This is a genomic window from Sphingopyxis sp. 550A, assembly GCF_053569535.1.
The window spans coordinates 2,033,900-2,052,055 of sequence record NZ_CM131615.1 but is presented as its reverse complement, the minus strand read 5'-3'; the positions used below and the strand labels follow the sequence as shown (position 1 = coordinate 2,052,055).

Sequence of the window (18,156 nt, the reverse complement as noted above, 5' to 3'; positions counted from 1 at the left end):
GAATCGAGAGCTTAGGGTCCGAAGGGCCGATCGATGGGACGAAGGGGAAATTGCCTGTTGGCAAGCCCGGACTGTGCGGCTATCAGGCCCGCAATTCCCGGAGGGGCCGCCGGGCTGCGCCGTTTTGTGCGCGCGCAACGGGGCGGGCCATCCTTCTTCGGGAACTTTGTCAGTTCACCCATGCAAGGGCAGTCGAATGGCCAGTGAAACCGAAACTACCGCCGGCATCGAAGATGGCGTGCGGCGCCGGGACTTCATCAATATCGCGGCGGTCAGTTTCGCCGGTGTCGGTGCGGCCGCGGTGGTGCTTCCCCTGGTCAATCAGATGAATCCTTCCGCTGACGTGCTTGCGCTGTCGTCGACCGAAATCGACATTTCGGCGATTCAGCCGGGGCAGGCGATCAAGACGAGCTGGCGCAAGCAGCCGGTGTTCGTCCGCAACCTGACCCCGGTCGAGATCGCGGAGGCGAAGAAGGTTCCCTTGAGCGAACTGCGCGACCCGCAGACGATCGACGAGCGCACCAAGCCCGGCAAGGAAAACTGGCTGATCACGCTCGGCGTCTGCACCCATCTCGGCTGCGTGCCGCTCGGCGCCGCCGAGGGCGAGAACCGCGGCGATTACGGCGGTTATTTCTGCCCGTGCCACGGGTCGCACTACGACACCGCGGCGCGCATCCGTAAGGGCCCGGCACCCAAGAATCTGGCTGTGCCGCCCTATGAATTCAACAGCGACACCGTCGTGACGATCGGCTGAGGAGCGAGATAAGATGAGCTTTCCCTGGGCCAAGCCATATGAACCCCAGCATCCGCTGATGAAGTGGATGGACGAGAAGCTGCCGATTCCGCGGCTTGTCTACAATGCCACCGGTCCCGGCTATCCGGTTCCGCGCAACCTCAACTATTTCTGGAACTTCGGCGTCCTCGCGGGTGCCGCGCTGGTCATCCAGATCGTCACCGGTATCGTGCTGGCGATGCATTATGCCGCCAATGCGGGCGTCGCCTTCAATTCGGTCGAGCATATCATGCGCGACGTGAACGCCGGCTGGTTCATCCGCTACGCGCATATGAACGGCGCGAGCATGTTCTTCATCGTCGTCTATCTGCACATCTTCCGCGGCCTTTATTACGGGTCGTACAAGGCGCCGCGCGAAATGGTGTGGCTGCTCGGCGTCGTGATCTTCCTGTTGATGATGGCGACCGCCTTCATGGGCTATGTCCTTCCCTGGGGGCAGATGAGCTTCTGGGGCGCGCAGGTGATCACCGGCTTCTTCTCGGCGATTCCGGTCGTCGGCGATCCGATCCGCGTCTGGCTGCTCGGCGGCTTTGCGCCCGACAACGCCGCGCTCAATCGCTTCTTCTCGCTCCACTATTTGCTGCCGTTCGTGATCGCGGGGGTCATCATCCTGCATATCTGGGCGCTGCATATTCCGGGGTCGTCGAACCCGACGGGCATCGAGGTGAAGGACGAACAGGACACCGTCCCGTTCCACCCCTATTATACCGCAAAGGACGGCTTCGGCGTCGGCGTGTTCCTGCTCGTCTTCGTCGCGCTGACCTTCTTCAGCCCGAACCTGCTCGGCCATGCGGACAATTATATCCCCGCCAACCCGCTTTCGACCCCCGCGCACATCGTGCCCGAATGGTATTTCTGGCCCTTCTACGCGATCCTGCGCGCCTTTACCTTCAACTTCCTGTGGATCGATGCGAAACTGTGGGGCGTCATCGCGATGTTCGCGGCGATCGCGCTGCTGTTCTTCCTGCCCTGGCTCGACAGCTCGCCGGTCAAGTCGTCGAACTATCGTCCGCTCAACCGCATCTTCTTCTGGGTTCTCGTCGTTGACGTGTTCATCCTGGGGTTCTGCGGCAAGAGTCCGGCCGAACAGCCGTACGTGATCATGAGCCAGCTCGCCGCGGCTTATTATTTCGCGCACTTCCTGATCATATTGCCGATCGTCTCGCGGATCGAACGTCCGCTGCCGATGCCGAATTCGATCACGGAAGCGGTCCTCGCAAAGCATGCCGACGACACGTCGGCGGCCACGGCCTGAGCGCCGGACTTTAATAGGAGCTGATACAGCCATGGTTCGTCCGCTCGGTTTTCTCGTCGGTCTGGGTTTCATCGCAGCCCTGCTGTGCGCGATCCTGACCACGCCGCTTTCCAACGAAGCCAATGCTTCGCACGCGTTCCACAAGGAACCGAAGCATCTTGCGCTGTCGAGCGACGGTCTGCTCCCGCACTGGGACAAGGCCAAGCTGCAGCGCGGGATGCAGGTGTACAAGGAAGTCTGTTCGGCGTGCCACAGCCTGAACCTCGTCGCCTTCCGCGACATCGCGGATCTCGGCTATAGCGAGGGGCAGATCAAGAGCTTTGCCAAGAGCTATGACACGATCCCGTCGGTCAACCCCGACACCGGCGAACCGTCGACGCGCACCGGCCTGCCGTCGGATCATTTCCCGGCGCCCTACGCCAATGAAACCGCGGCGCGCGCGGCGAACAACAATGCGTTGCCGCCCGACCTGTCGCTGATCACCAAGGCGCGCGAAGGTGGCAAGAACTATGTCTATTCGCTGCTGACCGGCTTCCAGAATCCGCCGGCGAACCTGCCGAAGGAACTGCAGCCGCCGACGGGCCTGCACTACAACCCCTATTTCGCGAACCTCAACCTCGCGATGGCGCCGCCGCTGCACGACGGCCAGGTGACCTTTGCTGACGGTTCGCCGAACACGGTGAAAGCGATGGCGAGCGATGTCGCCGCCTTCCTGGTGTGGACCGCCGAGCCGAAGCTGGTGAAGCGCGTTCAGGTGGGCTGGGCAGCCTTCATCTTCCTGCTCATCTTCACCGGCCTGACCTATATGTCGTACCGGAACATCTGGGCCGACAAGAAGCATTGAGCCTTCGGGGGAGGGCGGTCACGCCGATGATCGCTCTCCCGCCTCGGCCCGACCTCGACCTTGTGTCGCTGGTCCGCACCATCCCCGACTTTCCCAAGCCGGGCATCCAGTTCCGCGACATCACCACGCTGATCGGCGATGCCGCCGGCTTTTCCGAGAGCGTCCGCCGCCTGAGCGCCCGCGCCGCTGCCTATCGTCCCGACTATATCGTCGCGGTCGAAGCGCGGGGCTTCCTGTTCGGTGCGGCGATGGCGACCGCGATGGGCGTCGGTCTCGTCCCGGTGCGCAAGGCGGGCAAGCTGCCGGGCGTCACCATCGGCGTCGACTACGAGCTCGAATATGGCGTCGACCGCCTCGAACTGCACGAAGGCGCGGTGACCGCGGGGCATCGTGTCGTGCTCGTCGACGATCTGCTCGCGACCGGCGGCACGATCCTCGCCGCCGCAAGACTGATGCAGAGCGTCGGCGCCGAGGTCGCGGCCGCGCTGTTCGTGATCGGCCTCCCCGATCTGGGCGGCTCACAGCGGCTCAAGGCCGCGGGGCTGACATGCGAGACGCTGATCGCCTTCGACGGGGATTAGCAATGTTAGCTGTTGGCAAATTGCGGATAGGCAGGTTCGCCAACAAGCGTCAGCGGTCCACTGGGTCGATCATCAAGAAAGAGATCTGATTTCAGAGGGATGGCTGGCGGCTGAGGCCGACGCGAAATGTGGCGACGCCGCGAGCGGGGTGATCGCCGGCATCTTTTGCAGCAGTGAACAAGGTCTTGCCCACGACTGCACCGCAGGCAACGGTTTCTATCCCGCTCCTGATATTATCCGTCGCGGCACGACAGCCATCGACGACGCCGTCTACCGTGATGGTGACACGGAACAGAGCATCGACATCCGACTGTCCGGACTGTCTCGCAATATCCATCAGTTCCTTGTTCGAGAGCCAATCGTCCCGGTCCTTCAACGCCACCGGTGGCTTGCCGCCGGGGGCGAACTGGCCAGCATCGGCGCCCCAATCGATCAACTGGTCGGCGGTGCATTTGCGAAGCGCCTCGACGGCCTTGGCTGCACCAGCGATCTGGGCGGCGCCTTCGATACCGGTCTTGGTCGTTATGGTCACCGTTTCAGCATGTTCAAGCCCGGTGAGGAAATCCAGGGCGACGCCTTGCATCCGAATTACGGGCATGCCGTTCGGCAGTTTTGTGGCGCGCGCCAGCCCGTTCAATTTTTTCCGGGATGGAGCAAAGGTCAGCGCGGCGGGGGAAAGCGGCGTGGAACCTTTGATTTGCGGGCTGGCGATAGCCACGTTGTAGCTGTCGATCCCCGGCACGGTCTCGATCGCCAAAATGGCGGATGGTTCGATATTTTGCCGTTCCAGTTGGCACCTTGCCGGATCGTCTCGCAAGATCCAGCGCGAGACTGGCGGATCGGGAATAGTTTGCGCATTTCCGATGAGCGCCAAAGCTCCCAAGAGCGAAGCAATCATTTTATCCTCCCCGACATCCTGAAGCAGAATGGTCGAACAGCCTTCCGTAAGCAAGAAATGAAGAAGTGAATCATCGCCTTCGACTATTTTGCTGCGCGCAAAGAAAAAGCCCGCGCCGAAGCGCGGGCTATGCTCGCCCCCTTGGCAAGCTCTCGGGGCCTTAGAAGGGCACCCAATTCTGCTTCTTGCGGATCTTCATATAGCCGACATTGACACCCAGTCGCGCGCCGACGCCGACCCGGATCGGGATCAACACAACGTCGCCGCGGCGCAGATAGCTCGCGTTGAAGCCGCCGACGAGATAGGCTGCCCCTTCGCCCGCCGGATAGCGCTTGTAGATATCCTCGGTGTCGAAGAGATTGTAGACGAGGACGAAGGTGCTGCCCGCGTTGGCGCCCGCGTCGAAGCCGATCGACGGGCCGGTCCAGTAAACCGGCCGTTCGCCCTCGATCTTGTGGTGGAGCGTGCCCGAGCCATAGCGAACGCCGATGCCCAGCGCGCCGCCGGCCTCGCGCCCGACGATATAGGCGTTGGGCTCGCCCTGCTTCTTGAGGATGTCCTCGATCAGTCCCGCCAGGCCTTGCGCGCCCTTGCCGAACACGCCCTCGGCGGCGCCGATCAGGTCGTCCTTCTTGTAGGTCGAGCCATCGGAGGCGGCGGTCGTCGCGCTATCGGCGGTGGTGGTCGCGACGCCGGTGTCGGGTGTCGTCGAATATTGTTCGTCGCCGGTGGCAAGGTCGCTGTTCAGGGTCGGATCGGCAGGTGCCGGATCGTTCACGGAAGGCGCCGGAGTCACGGGCTGGGGGTTGTCGAGATCGGAATCGATCGCGGTGTTGGGGTCGACCGAGGTCATCTGGCCATTCGCCGCGACCGGCGCGAGCATCAGCCCGATCGATGCCAGGGTGGTGGCGGCAAAAGTGGCAAGCGTTTTACGCATATGTCCCCCAAATCGGTCCGCGCCAGATGCGCCGGACGGGTTTACCATGACTCCGACTGTGAATCGCGGGCAATGAATGGGCGATGACTTGAGTCGATTTTACGCCGGATCGAATCCTTTTTGCCATGAACCGCGAAAAATAAGGTCGAAAGGGAGCAATGTTAGGCGTTGCGAGGCGCGAAGCGCATGGCTATAGCGACCCGCCTAAGCCAGCCTGCCGTTAGCGCGGCAGACCATGCGGAGACGTGGGTGAGTGGCTGAAACCAACGGTTTGCTAAACCGTCGTACTGGTAAATCCGGTACCGAGGGTTCGAATCCCTCCGTCTCCGCCACCCTTCCCAACGCCTTTGGTTTTGAAGTCCGGCCGAAACGGTCTTAGGGCTTGTCCATGGCCCCTCACGATCTACTCTCGCTTCTCGGCATCGATCTGCCGATCATTCAGGCACCGATGGCGGGCGTATCGTCGCCCGACATGGCGGCGGCGGTCAGCGAGGCGGGGGCGCTGGGTTCGATCGGCGTCGGTGCGACCGACGTCGACGGGGCGCGGGGGATGATCGCCGCGGTGCGCGCACGCACGGCGCGGCCGTTTCAGGTCAATCTGTTCTGCCACCGGCCCGCGATCGCCGATACCGGGCGCGAGCGCCGGTGGATCGAACGTTTTCGCCCGTTGTTCGCCGAATTCGATGCCGAACCGCCGGAAACGCTCGGTGAAATCTATCGTAGCTTCGTCGGCCATGACGCGATGCTGCAAATGCTGATCGACGAGCGCCCGCCGGTCGTGAGCTTCCATTTCGGTCTGCCCACCGAGAAGGTGATCGCGGCGCTGCGTGCTGCGGGGATCATGCTGCTCGCCACCGCTACCAGTCTTGCCGAGGCGGAAGTTGTGGCTGCCGCCGGGATCGACGCCATTGTTGCGCAGGGATGGGAGGCGGGCGGCCACCGGGGGATATTCGATCCCGACGCGCGCGACGACCGGCTCGGGACGATGGCGCTCACCCGCTTGCTTGCGCAGCGGCTCGACCGGCCGGTCATCGCGGCGGGCGGGATCATGGACGGCGCGGGCATCGCCGCCGTGCTCAACCTTGGCGCCTCCGCCGCGCAACTCGGCACGGCTTTCGTCGCCTGCGACGAGAGCCTGGCCGACGCGGCCTATCGCGCCGCGCTTCTCGGCGATGCGGCGCGTCATACCGCGATGGTGCGCGCCGTATCGGGCCGACCCGCGCGTATCCTGTCCAATCGCTTCGCCGCGCAGGATGCCGCGATCGATCCGGCCGAAATTCCCGCCTATCCGATCACTTATGATCTGGGCAAAGCGCTGCATGCCGCCGCCAAGGCGCGGGGCGAGCATGGGTATGGGGCGCAATGGGCGGGGCAGGGCGCGCCGCTGGCGCGCGCGGTGCCGGCGACCGAACTCGTCGCAGCGTTGGCGGCGGAGCTCGAAGCGGCGCGGCGCGCGTAGCGATCAGCGCGCGGTTTTCAATCGCGCCAGTTCGTCGCGCGCGACCGCCTGCAACGCGGCCGTCTGCGCGTCCGACAGGCCAAGCGCGTCGGCGCTCTTTTCGTGCGCGCCAAGACTGGTTGGGTCGACGCCGGTGATCGCGCCAAAGGTGACCAGCGCGGACAGATAATAGCCCGCAACGCTCGCGTGATAATGGTCGTAGGTCCAAAGATCGAGCTGGCCATAGGTGATGCCGTCATAGGGATCGGGGTCGGCGACGCCGGTCGTCATCGCCCGGTTCCACGTCTCGCCCACGGGTAATATGCCTCTGACGGTGGGGTTGGCGGCGCGGGCCTCTTCGGCGGCGGCACGCAGGTCGTCGGCCATTGCGCTCACCGGCTTGCCGTACCAATGGCCTTTGGGCGTATAGGTCTGGTCGGCGCGTGTCCACGTCGCGGCGAGCCGAATATCGACCGCCGGATTGCGCTTTTCGAACAAGGCGACCATTCGGCCGACATCGCGGATATAGGTGGTGGGATCGCCGGGCCGGGCGCGGTCGAGAACGCTATATTCCTGGAGGACGACGACGTCCCACGGCTTGTCGAACAGCGCGCGCCGCTCGTCGTAATGAAAGCCGAGCGACTTGCCGCCCTGCGTCTCGAGGCTGACGGCATAATCGAGCCCCGCCTGCTCGCAAAAGGCCTTGAACAGCGCCGGAACACCGCCATAACCGGCGCCGTTGAGATCGGTGACCGTATCCGCGTGCCAGTTGCGCGCCGCCGAATGCGCGCCCTGGGTGAAGCTGTTGCCGATGAACAGGATCGTTCGCGGCGCCGTTTTCGGCGCGGCTGTTTGCGGTGTGGGGGATGCCGCGCCGGCGGCGGTGGGCGCGGGCGCGCTCTCCTTTGCCGTGACCGCCGGCGCGACGGCGAGTCCGGCGCAGCCGATCAGGAGCCAGATACCGGACCCGTGTTTCATCCTCAGAACTCCGTGGTGATCGAGCTGTACCAATAACGGCCATAGGGGCTGTAGAGTGACCCCAGATAGCCCTCCGACGACAGCGGCGGCTTCTTGTTGGCGATATTGCGGACGCCGACGCGCCAGCGCATGTCGCCGCCGATCCCGTCCCGGTCGCGGATGCGGACCTGGGCATAGAGGTTCGCGGTAAGCTGCGACTTGACCCGCCACGGATTGCCATCGGCGTCGACGAAGCCCGTTTCGTCGACCGCGCCGGTATAGCGAGCGAAGGCGCCGAGCTGGAACTGGCCGAGCGACCAGGTCAGCGATGCCGAGCCGCGCCATTTCGGGCGGCCGTTGGCCTCGATCAGATTCTCCGTCTCGGGCAGCGGCGTCGCGGCGTTGATGTCGCCCGCTTCGCGCGCGGCGACGAGCATGTCGACCGCGTCGCCCGGCGCGCGCGAGAATTTGAGCAGCCGTGTCGCGTTGACCGCTAGGTCGAACTTGCCGATTCCGGTTTGGGGCGACCGCCAGTAGAAGCCGAAATCGAGCCCACGCACCGTCTGCGGCAACAGGTTGATGAACTGGTCGCGCACCGTCAGGATACGGCCGACCGGCGCGATGCCGGTTCCCGCAAAGGCCGCGACATCGTCGGCGTTGGCGGCGTCGCGGACGACGTTGGGGTTCGACGATCCTTGCAGGCGCAGCAGATAGTCGAGCGCGATCGCTGTGTCGTTGCCGAGGATGCCGACGATGCCCTTTTGCCGGATCGACCAATAGTCGACCGTGAAGGTCACCCGGCCGAGATCGGCGGGGATAAAGGCCGGCTCGAACACTGCGCCGAGATTATAGTTGGTGCTCTTTTCGGGCTTGAGGTCGGGGTTGCCCGACACGCGGCGCGAATAGCCGACATTGTTGCCGCAGGCGGTGAAGCTGTCGATCCGCCCGGCGCGCAGGTCGACCTCACAGCGCAGGAAATCCTGGCTGGTCGCGAGGCGGGCATATTCGACCGCGTTGACCTGTTCGAGGTTCGGCGCGCGGAAGCCTTGCGAGAAAGAGCCGCGGAAGCGGAGGCCGTCGAACACGTCCCACGCCGCGGCGATCTTCGGCCGCGCGACGCTGCCGAAATCGCTGTAATGCTCATAGCGTCCGGCGAGTTGGAGGTCGAAGCGCCGCATCAGCGGGATGTTCATATCCTCCGACACCAACGGTACCGCCAATTCGGCATAGGCGGCGGCGACGGTGCGCTTGCCATAGGTGTCGGGATTGTCGCTGACTGCGGCGGCATCGCTGATCGTGATCGCGCCCGACACCATGTCGACGAAGGGATCGGAGCCGTCGACCGCGGCGTCGCGGTCGTCGCGCTGCGTCTCGCGCCGGACTTCGACGCCGAACGCCACGCCGACATCGCCGCCCGGCAGCTTGAACAGGTCGGGACGCGAGGCGCGGAAATCGCCCATCGTCAGCGTCGTCTTCGACCGGCGCTGAAGCTGGAAGCCGATCGCATCGAGCGCGACCTGCGAACTGGGCGTGCAGTCGCCATAGGTCGTTGCCGTGGCGCACCCGCCGTTGAACGGATTATAGGCGTCGGGGGTCGACAGCGCGAGGCTCTGCTGAAGCGCCGAACTGCGCACCGCGAAGCTGCTGTCGTGCGCGCTCGCTTCCGAATAGGTGAAGGCGCTGTCCCATTTGAAGCCCGCGGTCTCGCCCCGGATGCCGAGCAGCGCGCGAAGCTGCTCGCCGGTGACATGTACCGTCTGCGGCCCCGCATCGACATAGCGGTAATTGGTGAGCAGCACCGGCAGCCCCTCGTCGGGGACGTTGGTCAGGCCGGGAATGCGGTTGGGGCTGCCGACCGGCCCGAAGGGATTGTAATAGTTGGTCGCCGGGATCCATATCTGGTTGAGGTTGATCACCGCCGGCTGGCCCCGCAGCGTATCCGAATAATAATAGCCGAACTCGCCGAACAGGGTCAGCGTATCGGTCAGATCGTAATGCCCGTTAGCGAAGCCGTTGTAGCGCTTGACGCGCGGCATCACGGTGGTGCCGATCGCGGTGTCGTAGCGCAGGTTCCGGAACGTGTTGTTCGTCGCGAGCGAGGTGTTCACCAGACAGAGGTCGGGTGAAAGCTGATAGGTGCAGCCGCCGAAACTCGGCGGGCGAACGGTGAAAGAGCCGGCCGCCGTGGTCATGTTGGTCGAGCCGAGGCGGGGACGGCCGCCGGCGATCTGAACCTGCAGAGCGGGCCAGGGACCGCGCGTCGCGCGCCCGTCGGGCGTCGTCGAATCGGCGAAATCGGGATAATCGGCGAACAGCGGACGCAGGTCGGCTGACGCGGTGAAATCCTGATCCTCGGCGCGCAGGGCCGAGCGGTCTGTAAATTCGAACGAGACGGTGATATTGCCGCGATCGAAATTCTTGCCTGCCAGGATATTGCCCTGGAACTCGCGCAAATGGGTGCCTTCGGCGCCGCCATATTGCGCCTGGAGCCGCAGGCCGTCGTAATTGTCCTTGAGCACCGTATTGACGACGCCGGCGACCGCGTCCGAGCCATAGAGTGCGGCGGCGCCATCGAGCAGCACCTCGAACCGCTGGAGCCCGGTCGTCGGGATCGCGTTGGAATTATAGCTCAGCACCGGCACGGTACCGGTATCGGACAGCCCCTGACTGGCGGGATGGGTAACGATCCGGCGCCCGTTGAGCAACACCAGCGTGTTGCCGACCCCCAGCGAGCGGAGGTTGACCGAGCCGACGTCGCCGCGCGCCGCGTTGCTGGTCTGCGCATTGTTGCCGGGGTTGAAGCTGACGTCGCCCATCTGGGGAATGCTGCGGATCAGCTCATCGCCGCTCACCGCGCCGACGGCGTCGATGCGGTCCTGATCGAGAACGACGACCGGCAGCGCCTCGGTGACGCGCGCGCCTTCGATCCGTGTGCCGACGACGACGATGTCGGAGGCGTCGCCGCCCTGGCTCCCGCCACCGGCCGCGTCGTCCTGCGCGGCGGGTGCATTATCCTGCGCCCGGGCGGGAGCGCCCGCGAACAGGCAGATCGCCGTGCTCGCGAGCAGCAATGCCGATGTCGAACCCCTCATTTTCCTTCTCCCTCTGCTTTTAATCCATGTCCTGTTCGACGGGCGGCGCGGCCAGCGGAGACGGCGCGCCGCCGTCCAGCGCCAGTCGCAGCCGATCGCGATCGAGCGCATCGTCCCAGCGAGCGACGACGACCGTCGCGACCGCATTGCCGATGAAATTGGTGAGGCTGCGGCATTCCGACATGAAGCGGTCGATGCCGAGGATCAGCGCCATGCCCGCGACCGGAACCGACGGCACGATCGACAGCGTCGCGGCCAGCGTGACGAACCCCGCGCCGGTGACGCCCGCCGCGCCTTTCGAGCTGATCATCGCGACGAGCAGCAGCGCGACCTGCTGGCCGAGCGACAGGTCGACATTGCAAGCCTGCGCGATGAACAGCGCGGCGAGCGTCATATAGATGTTGGTGCCGTCGAGGTTGAAGCTGTAGCCCGTCGGCACCACCAGCCCTACGACCGACTTGGCGCAGCCGGCGCGCTCCATCTTCTCCATCAGGCTGGGCAGCGCACTTTCCGACGAGGAGGTGCCGAGCACGAGCAACAGCTCGGCGCGCAGATAGCGGATCAGCTTGAAGATCGAAAAGCCCGCGAGCCGCGCCGCGATGCCGAGCACGACGACCACGAAGATCGCCGAGGTGAGATAGAAGGTCGCGAGCAGCCCGGCGAGATTCGCGAGCGATCCGACCCCATATTTGCCGATCGTGAAGGCCATCGCGCCGAACGCCCCGACCGGCGCCGCGCGCATCAGGATCGCGACAAGCCGGAAGATGACGAGCCCGACGCGCTCGAACAGGTCGCGCACCGGCGCGGCGGGTTCGCCGACCATCGACAGCGCAATCCCGAACAGGATCGAGACCAGTAACACCTGGAGCAGCGAATCCCCGGTGAGCGCCGAGACGAGCGTCGTCGGAATCGCCGACATGATGAAATCGACCAGTCCGCTGTGTTTCGCCTTTTCGACATAGCCGGACACCGCGCCGGCATCGAGCGTCTTCGGGTCGATGTTCATGCCCGCGCCCGGCTGCACCGTGTTGGCGACGATCAGGCCGACGATCAGCGCCAGTGTCGAGAAGAAGAGGAAATAGGCGAAGGCCTTGCCCGCGACACGGCCGACCGAACGCAATTCGGTCATTCCCGCGATGCCGGTGACGAGGGTGATGAAGATCACCGGGGCGATGATCATCTTGACGAGCTTGATGAAGCCGTCGCCGAGCGGCCGCAGCGCCTCGCCGGTCGCGGGCCAGAGATGGCCGATGATCACGCCCAGAAGAATGGCGGCGAGCACCTGGACATAGAGGTGGCGGTAGAACGGTGTCGTTCCCGCCGGCGCCCGTCCGGTCTCGTCGATTATGATGGCTGCCACGTACATCCTCCCGAGCACGGCCTTTCGCCGTTGCTTCCCCAAAATTATGGCCGGCCCCATCGCCGGTCCACGAACTTCGCATTATCCGAAAAACGGCAGAAAATAAGGCCATTGCGGAGGGGGGTGCGATATTTCCCCGTTTCGAATGTGCGATTTTCCGCTTACCATGAACTTATATGTGCGATAATCCGCACATATGACGACTCCGGTCATCCTTGATGATTCGCACGCGCCGGGTGCTGGGCGGCGCCTGATCTGGGCGGCCCTGCTCGCCTTGCTGCTGCTGGCGATGATCGCGGTCGCCGCCTTCGGCTGGGCAGCGGGCCATGCGCGCGTCGCATCCGACGCCGCCGCCGAGCAGCAGGCGCGAAGCGCGTCGCGCCGGCTGGCGGGCGAGCTTCAGAAATTCCGCCTGCTTCCGCTGGTGCTCACCGAATATCCCGACGTCCGCACCGTGCTGGGCAGCGGCGATGCCGGGGCGGCGCGGCGGATGAACGACAAGCTCGAACTGCTCGCCGATCGCACCGATGCCGCGGTCATCTACCTGATCGCGCGCGACGGCCGGACGATCGCCGCGAGCAACTGGCGCCGCCCGCAGAGCTTCGTCGGCCAGAATTACGGCTTTCGCCCCTATTTCCGCGACGCCATGGCAAAGGGCAGCGCCGAATTGTTCGCGCTCGGCACGGTTAGCGGCCGGCCCGGGCTGTTCATCGCCCGCCGCGTCGAGGAAGGCGGCCGGGCGCTCGGCGTGATCGTCGTCAAGGTCGAGTTCGGCGGCCTCGAAGCCGAATGGGCGCGCCAGCCGCTCGCGACCTTCGTCACCGACGATCATGGCGTCGTCATCATCACCAGCCGCCCCGACTGGCGCTTTCATACCCTCGCGCCGATCGACGAGCGGACGCGCGCGGCGATTCGTGCGGTGCTGCAATTCGGCGATCTGCCACTCACGCCGCTCCCTCTCACGAAAGACGGAGCGACCTGGGCGAACGGCGACGCGCGCTACCGCGAAGCGACGGTTCCGGTGCCGATGGCAGGCGCGCAGTTGCACGCCTTCCAGCCGCTCGCGCCCGCCGAGGCGAGCGCCAATGCGACCGCGCGCACCGCGATCCTGATCGCCTTCATTCTGCTCGCCGCGCTGCTGACTTGGGTGTTCCGCGCGCGCGAGAAGCGGCGGTTGCAGGAGGAAGCACGCCACATGCTGGAGAGCGAGGTCGCGGCGCGCACCGCCGATCTGGTCGAGGCGAACCGGCGGTTCCGCGCCGCACGCGAGGAATTGTCGCAGGCGAGCCGCCTCGGCACGATCGGTCAGATCACCGCGGGTGTCGCGCACGAGATCAACCAGCCGGTCGCGGCGATCCGTGGTTTTGCCGAAAACGCCGGCACTTTTCTCGACCGCGGCGATCCGGGCAAAGCGCGCGACAATATCGGGACGATCGTTGCGCTGACCGAGCGGATCGCCGCGATCATCGCCGAATTGCGCAGCTTCGCGCGGCGCAGCACGCCCGCGCTCGGCCCGGTCGAGATCGCGCGGGTGATTGACGGCGCGCTGCTGCTCGTCGGCGATCGCATCCGCGAACATGGCGTCATGGTCGAGCGCGTCGGCGAAGCGCCGGGAATGCGCTGCATCGCCGACCGCGTGCGGCTCGAACAGATTCTCGTCAATCTGCTCCAGAATGCCCTCGACGCGCTGACCGGCCGCCATGATCCGCGCATCCGCATCGAAACGCGAGCGGAAGGCGATATCGCGATCACCGTCTCCGACAATGGGCCGGGGATTGCGCCCGACGTCGCCGACAATCTTTTCACGCCCTTCGTCACCGGCAAGGCCGACGGGCTCGGCCTCGGGCTGGGCATCGCGCGCGATATCGCGCGCGAGTTCGGGGGAGCGCTCGACAGCGTCGCCTCGCCGCTGGGCGGCGCGGCCTTTCGGCTGGAGGTTCGCCGCGCATGAGCGAATTCGTGACTCGCCAGCAGGTCATTTTCGTCGACGACGACGACGCCTTGCGCGCGGCGACCGTGCAGTCGCTCGAACTCGCCGATATCGAGGTCCGGGCCTTCGCCGATGCCGAGACGGCACTCGCGGCGATCGACGACGCGTTCAGCGGCGCGGTGGTCACCGATATCCGCATGCCGCGCCTCGACGGCCTCGAATTCTTCGCGCGCATCCGCGCGATCGACCCCGAAATCCCCGTCATCCTGATCACCGGGCACGCCGACGTGCCGATGGCGATCGGGGCGCTGAAGGGCGGGGCGTTCGACTTCCTCGCCAAGCCCTACGCGACCGATCATCTGATCGCAGCCGTTCGCAAGGCGCTCACCTCCCGGCGTCTGATTCTCGACAACCGGATGTTGCGCGCCGCGGCCGAGACCAGCGTCGACAGCCCGCTGATCGGCGACAGCCCGGTCATGGCGCAGCTTCGCGCGACGATCGTCCAGATCGCGCGCGCCGACATTGACGTGCTCGTCGAAGGCGAGACGGGTACGGGCAAGGAACTCGCGGCGCTGCTCCTCCACCGTAAGGGGCCGCGCTCGGGCCGCCCGTTCGTCGCGGTCGATTGCGGTGCGCTTCCCGAAGGGCTCGCCGAGGTTGAACTGTTCGGCCACGATCGCGGCGCCCCCGGCTATGGCCCGATTGCCCGCGAAGGGCGGATCGAACAGAGCCATCGCGGCACCCTGTTCCTCGATGGCATCGACAATATGCCGCTCGCGATCCAGGCGACGCTGCTCCGCGTCGTCGAGGAGCGAAAGATCCGCCCGATCGGCGCGAGCGAGCCGCGCGGGGTCGACCTGCGCATTATCGCGTCGTCGCGCCGCGACCTGCAACAGGCGGTTCGTGCCGGCGAATTTCGCGAAGACCTTTTCTATCGCCTCAACGTCGTGCGGCTGCGAATGCCGCCGCTTCGCGAGCGCAGGGTCGATATCCCGCAGCTTTTTGCCTCTTTCGTCGAGGAAGCGACAGGCCGCATGGGCGCGCGGGATTTCACCCTGGGCGATGCTGCGCGCCGCCACCTGATCGAACATGACTGGCCGGGCAATGTCCGCGAGCTTCGCAATTTCGCCTATAGCGAGGTGCTCGGATTGGATACGCCGGCCCTGGACGAGGGTGAGGTGCCGCCGGCGCTGCCCGAGCGGGTGGCGCAGTTCGAGGCGCACGCCATTCGCGACGCGCTGGCGAGTGCGGGCGGCGATATCGCGGCGACGCTCGCGTTCCTGCGCATCCCGCGCAAGACGCTCTATGACAAGATCGCGCGCCACGGCATCGATCCGAAAATCTATCGAGGCTGAGGGCGTTTCCGGCTCGTTCGATCCGTCCCGGCGCTTTTCGACGGGCGCGATCGCTTAATGCTGCCACTATGGTGCCGTTAAATTCTGCAAATTGGGGATTTTATTCATAATCGCCCGCCATGGTCGTTGGTGCGAAGGCCAGTTCGTTGAATTTAGGTTAACTGTGATTTCTAGTGTCGTTGAATATTATGCGAAATTTTGCTAATATTAGGCGCCGGCATCGAGTTGTGCTGAGTATATTATGACATATTCCCATTCTTCCGGTGCTGCTTTTAACGAGGATGGCATGAAGAAACCGCTCCTCTCCAGCGCGACGCCTGAGCCGCTACCGGCGGGCGAGGCCGATCGCCGTGGCGCTGACCGCTATCGCACCGTGTGGCGCATCGCGAAGGTCACGCGCGATGGCGACGTTGGCCTGTGGCGTGTGCGCAACATGTCCGACAATGGCATGATGCTCGCCGCCGATGTGCCGATCACGGTCGGCGAACAGCTCGAAATCGCGCTTTCGGATGCGGTGACCGTGCGGGGCAAGGTCGTGTGGTCCGAAGGCGGCCGTTGCGGCGTCGCGTTCGACGAGGAGGTCGACGTCGCCGACGTGCTCAAACAGCTCGCTGCCGAACAGCGTGCGAGCGGCTATCGTCAGCCGCGACTTCCCGTCCACAGCAGCGCGCAGGTGGTGACCGACGAAGGCACGAGCGAGATCGAGCTCGTCGACCTGTCGCAGAGCGGCGCGGGTTTCGTCCACGACGGGCATCTGGAGGTCGGCAAGGAACTCGATCTCGTGCTCGCGAGCGGAATCCGCCGCAAGGCGATCGTGCGCTGGTCGCGCGGGACGCGCGGCGGCCTGTGGCTGACCCAGCCGCTCGACCGTGCCGACCTCGAAAGCATCCGTCGCTTTCAGAACTAGGCAGAGTCCCGGCATGTGCATCCCCGCGAAGGCGGGGACGACCCACCGTCCCGTTCTTGTCGAGCGAAGTCGAGACACCCATCGAGGCAGCGCCAGGCGATGGGTGTCTCGACTTCGCTCGACACGAACGGAATGGGAGTGGTGCCGAATTAGTGCCCGGTGTCCTGCGCCGCGCCTTTCGCGATCTTGGCCCAGGGGTTGAGATCGGGTTCGGCGATCTTGCTCAGCCGGTTGTGGTCGCGATGCCGGAACAGCCCCTGATCCTTCACCATCAGCATCGTGTCGGAGACATAGCTCCACGACCCGTCGTCGTGGAAATCGACGGTCAGCTCGTAGCTGTCGGTGCGAAAGGCCTGTTCGAGGAAGGTGGTCGAGCAGATGCCATATTCGGTTTGTCCGCGTGTCGCCTTGACGATCAACTGCTTCGCACCGGGCTTGGCGTGCCCCGCGGCGATCGCGATCTGGCCGCGCGGGATGGCGAGCGTCTGGATGATCAGACCCGTCGCCGCCTCATAGAGCCAATAGCCGACCTGGTCGTGAAAGGCGATGTCCTCCTCGGGCGTGTTGATATGGACGTGATAGCGCAGGCCATAGAAAAGCTGCGGCCCGTTCGCCTGCGGGTCGATCGGATGCATCTCGATCCGTTCGTAATATTTGCGCGTCTCGGGGCCATCGGCCTTGGGATTCACGTCGACGCCGCGCGTCCCTTCCCAGACGCCCGCGAGCCGCCGCAGCGGGCCGAGATTGGCGAGCGTATCGGGATCGACGTCCTCGGGCTCGGTGAAGATGTCCTTGGGTATGTCCATGCTGCCCCCTTTGGGTCTGTCAGATATCTTCGGCCAGCCGCGCATAGAACTGCGGTCGGCGGTCGCGGAAAAAGCCCATGCCGGCGCGGTGCTTCGCGGCGCGATCGAGGTTGATCGCCTCCACGAGAACGCCGGTCTCGCTCGCGCCGAATGCCTGCGTCAGATCACCCCATTCATCGGTGATGAAACTGTGGCCATAGAAATTCGCCTCGCCCTCGGCGCCGATGCGGTTCGCGGCGATCACCGGCATACAGTTCGACACCGCATGCCCCTGCATCGCGCGCCGCCACATGCGGCTGGTGTCGAGATCGGCGTCATAGGGCTCCGATCCGATCGCGGTCGGATAGAAAAGCAGTTCGGCCCCCATCAGCGCCATCGCGCGCGCGCATTCGGGATACCATTGGTCCCAGCAGACGCCGACGCCGATCCGCGTGCCGAAGACGTCCCAGACCTTGAACCCCGTATTGCCGGGGCGGAAATAATATTTTTCCTCGTAGCCGGGGCCGTCGGGGATGTGGCTCTTGCGATAGGTGCCCATGATCGCGCCGTCGGGGCCGATCATCGCGAGCGTGTTGTAATAATGCGGCCCGTCCTTTTCAAAGAAGCTCGTCGGAATCGCGACCTTCAGCCTGGCAGCGAGCGCCTGCATCGCGGTGACGCTCGGATGCTCAGCGGTCGGCCGCGCATTGGCGAAGAGTTCTTCCTCCTCGACCTGGCAGAAATAGGGGCCTTCGAAGAGTTCGGGGGGCAGGATGATTTGCGCGCCCTTCGCGGCGGCCTCTTCGACCAGCGCGCCGACTGCATCGATATTCGGCTGGGCGGGGCCGGGCAGAGGGAGCTGCAGCGCGGCGACGGAGATCGTGCGGGTCATGGAGCGGATATAGGCGAGGTGGCGCATCTTGCCAGCGCAAAAGCCGATGCCGATGCCTCATTTCCGTCATCCCGGCGAAGGCCGGGATCTCGCCGGTGCGTTGGGATGCAAGGTCGAGATCCCGGTCTTCGC

General features: G+C 65.0%; 15 protein-coding genes and 1 tRNA gene. 9 read left to right on the top strand and 7 right to left on the bottom strand.

Annotated features, from left to right (window positions below; genetic code table 11):
- Nucleotides 1-196 precede the first annotated feature (196 nt).
- Genes petA through ACVENA_RS09915 form a run of 4 tightly spaced genes read left to right on the top strand, consistent with a single transcriptional unit; the run spans nt 197 to nt 3,473 of the window.
- The gene (gene petA, locus ACVENA_RS09930; RefSeq protein WP_297661676.1) at nt 197-754 is read left to right on the top strand and encodes a ubiquinol-cytochrome c reductase iron-sulfur subunit; all 558 of its coding nucleotides are present in this window, start codon (nt 197-199) and stop codon (nt 752-754) included.
- 13 nt (nt 755-767) lie between these two features.
- Nucleotides 768-2,048 (top strand): cytochrome b, encoded by a 1,281-nt coding sequence (locus ACVENA_RS09925; protein WP_257550504.1) that lies wholly within the window; start codon nt 768-770, stop codon nt 2,046-2,048.
- A 31-nt stretch (nt 2,049-2,079) separates the two neighbouring features.
- The gene (locus ACVENA_RS09920; RefSeq protein ID WP_257550502.1) at nt 2,080-2,892 is read left to right on the top strand and encodes a cytochrome c1; all 813 of its coding nucleotides are present in this window, start codon (nt 2,080-2,082) and stop codon (nt 2,890-2,892) included.
- Between the two features lie 26 nt (nt 2,893-2,918).
- Nucleotides 2,919-3,473 (top strand): adenine phosphoribosyltransferase, encoded by a 555-nt coding sequence (locus ACVENA_RS09915; protein ID WP_449328656.1) that lies wholly within the window; start codon nt 2,919-2,921, stop codon nt 3,471-3,473.
- A gap of 91 nt (nt 3,474-3,564) precedes the next feature.
- On the opposite strand, the gene ACVENA_RS09910 is transcribed toward ACVENA_RS09915, so the two are convergent.
- Nucleotides 3,565-4,371 (bottom strand): hypothetical protein, encoded by an 807-nt coding sequence (locus tag ACVENA_RS09910; RefSeq protein WP_449328655.1) that lies wholly within the window; start codon nt 4,369-4,371, stop codon nt 3,565-3,567.
- A 160-nt stretch (nt 4,372-4,531) separates the two neighbouring features.
- Nucleotides 4,532-5,308, bottom strand: coding sequence for a DUF1134 domain-containing protein (locus tag ACVENA_RS09905; protein WP_449328654.1), 777 nt, complete (start codon nt 5,306-5,308; stop codon nt 4,532-4,534).
- 239 nt (nt 5,309-5,547) lie between these two features.
- On the opposite strand from ACVENA_RS09905, the gene ACVENA_RS09900 reads away from it, so the two are divergent.
- Nucleotides 5,548-5,640 (top strand) — tRNA-Ser (locus ACVENA_RS09900).
- Nucleotides 5,641-5,696: 56 nt separating this feature from the next.
- The gene (locus ACVENA_RS09895) at nt 5,697-6,767 is read left to right on the top strand and encodes an NAD(P)H-dependent flavin oxidoreductase (protein ID WP_449328653.1); all 1,071 of its coding nucleotides are present in this window, start codon (nt 5,697-5,699) and stop codon (nt 6,765-6,767) included.
- Between the two features lie 3 nt (nt 6,768-6,770).
- On the opposite strand, the gene ACVENA_RS09890 is transcribed toward ACVENA_RS09895, so the two are convergent.
- Genes ACVENA_RS09890 through ACVENA_RS09880 form a run of 3 tightly spaced genes read right to left on the bottom strand, consistent with a single transcriptional unit; the run spans nt 6,771 to nt 12,161 of the window.
- Entirely contained in the window at nt 6,771-7,724 is a 954-nt protein-coding gene (locus ACVENA_RS09890; protein WP_449328652.1) for a DUF4886 domain-containing protein, read from the bottom strand.
- Nucleotides 7,725-7,726: 2 nt separating this feature from the next.
- Complete coding sequence (locus tag ACVENA_RS09885; RefSeq protein WP_449328651.1) at nt 7,727-10,795, bottom strand: TonB-dependent receptor plug domain-containing protein; 3,069 nt, start codon at nt 10,793-10,795, stop codon at nt 7,727-7,729.
- A gap of 19 nt (nt 10,796-10,814) precedes the next feature.
- Nucleotides 10,815-12,161, bottom strand: coding sequence for a dicarboxylate/amino acid:cation symporter (locus tag ACVENA_RS09880; RefSeq protein WP_449328650.1), 1,347 nt, complete (start codon nt 12,159-12,161; stop codon nt 10,815-10,817).
- 190 nt (nt 12,162-12,351) lie between these two features.
- On the opposite strand from ACVENA_RS09880, the gene ACVENA_RS09875 reads away from it, so the two are divergent.
- From ACVENA_RS09875 to ACVENA_RS09865, 3 genes are all read left to right on the top strand, one after another.
- Nucleotides 12,352-14,106, top strand: a complete 1,755-nt coding sequence (locus ACVENA_RS09875) for a sensor histidine kinase (protein ID WP_449328649.1) — start codon at nt 12,352-12,354, stop codon at nt 14,104-14,106.
- Complete coding sequence (locus ACVENA_RS09870; protein WP_449328648.1) at nt 14,103-15,440, top strand: sigma-54-dependent transcriptional regulator; 1,338 nt, start codon at nt 14,103-14,105, stop codon at nt 15,438-15,440. The genes ACVENA_RS09875 and ACVENA_RS09870 overlap by 4 nt, the downstream gene beginning before the upstream one ends.
- 286 nt (nt 15,441-15,726) lie before the next feature.
- The gene (locus ACVENA_RS09865) at nt 15,727-16,347 is read left to right on the top strand and encodes a PilZ domain-containing protein (protein WP_257550483.1); all 621 of its coding nucleotides are present in this window, start codon (nt 15,727-15,729) and stop codon (nt 16,345-16,347) included.
- A gap of 149 nt (nt 16,348-16,496) precedes the next feature.
- Here ACVENA_RS09865 and ACVENA_RS09860 read toward each other — a convergent pair whose 3' ends face one another.
- Together ACVENA_RS09860 and aguB are read right to left on the bottom strand one after the other, a co-directional pair.
- A complete protein-coding gene (locus tag ACVENA_RS09860; protein ID WP_449328647.1) occupies nt 16,497-17,153 on the bottom strand; it encodes an FABP family protein in 657 nt (218 codons plus the stop codon).
- Nucleotides 17,154-17,172: 19 nt separating this feature from the next.
- Nucleotides 17,173-18,024 (bottom strand): N-carbamoylputrescine amidase, encoded by an 852-nt coding sequence (gene aguB / locus ACVENA_RS09855; protein ID WP_449328646.1) that lies wholly within the window; start codon nt 18,022-18,024, stop codon nt 17,173-17,175.
- Between the last annotated feature and the right edge of the window lie 132 nt (nt 18,025-18,156).

Coding starts and splice junctions, on each gene's coding strand:
- ACVENA_RS09920 (WP_257550502.1), top strand. CDS start 2,080: ATGGTTCGTCCGCTCGGTTTTCTCGTCGGTCTGGGTTTCATCGCAGCC.
- ACVENA_RS09905 (WP_449328654.1), bottom strand. CDS start 5,308: ATGCGTAAAACGCTTGCCACTTTTGCCGCCACCACCCTGGCATCGATC.
- ACVENA_RS09875 (WP_449328649.1), top strand. CDS start 12,352: ATGACGACTCCGGTCATCCTTGATGATTCGCACGCGCCGGGTGCTGGG.
- ACVENA_RS09865 (WP_257550483.1), top strand. CDS start 15,727: ATGAAGAAACCGCTCCTCTCCAGCGCGACGCCTGAGCCGCTACCGGCG.
- ACVENA_RS09895 (WP_449328653.1), top strand. CDS start 5,697: ATGGCCCCTCACGATCTACTCTCGCTTCTCGGCATCGATCTGCCGATC.
- ACVENA_RS09885 (WP_449328651.1), bottom strand. CDS start 10,795: ATGAGGGGTTCGACATCGGCATTGCTGCTCGCGAGCACGGCGATCTGC.
- ACVENA_RS09925 (WP_257550504.1), top strand. CDS start 768: ATGAGCTTTCCCTGGGCCAAGCCATATGAACCCCAGCATCCGCTGATG.
- aguB (WP_449328646.1), bottom strand. CDS start 18,024: ATGACCCGCACGATCTCCGTCGCCGCGCTGCAGCTCCCTCTGCCCGGC.
- ACVENA_RS09880 (WP_449328650.1), bottom strand. CDS start 12,161: ATGTACGTGGCAGCCATCATAATCGACGAGACCGGACGGGCGCCGGCG.
- ACVENA_RS09890 (WP_449328652.1), bottom strand. CDS start 7,724: ATGAAACACGGGTCCGGTATCTGGCTCCTGATCGGCTGCGCCGGACTC.
- ACVENA_RS09870 (WP_449328648.1), top strand. CDS start 14,103: ATGAGCGAATTCGTGACTCGCCAGCAGGTCATTTTCGTCGACGACGAC.
- petA (WP_297661676.1), top strand. CDS start 197: ATGGCCAGTGAAACCGAAACTACCGCCGGCATCGAAGATGGCGTGCGG.
- ACVENA_RS09910 (WP_449328655.1), bottom strand. CDS start 4,371: ATGATTGCTTCGCTCTTGGGAGCTTTGGCGCTCATCGGAAATGCGCAA.
- ACVENA_RS09860 (WP_449328647.1), bottom strand. CDS start 17,153: ATGGACATACCCAAGGACATCTTCACCGAGCCCGAGGACGTCGATCCC.
- ACVENA_RS09915 (WP_449328656.1), top strand. CDS start 2,919: ATGATCGCTCTCCCGCCTCGGCCCGACCTCGACCTTGTGTCGCTGGTC.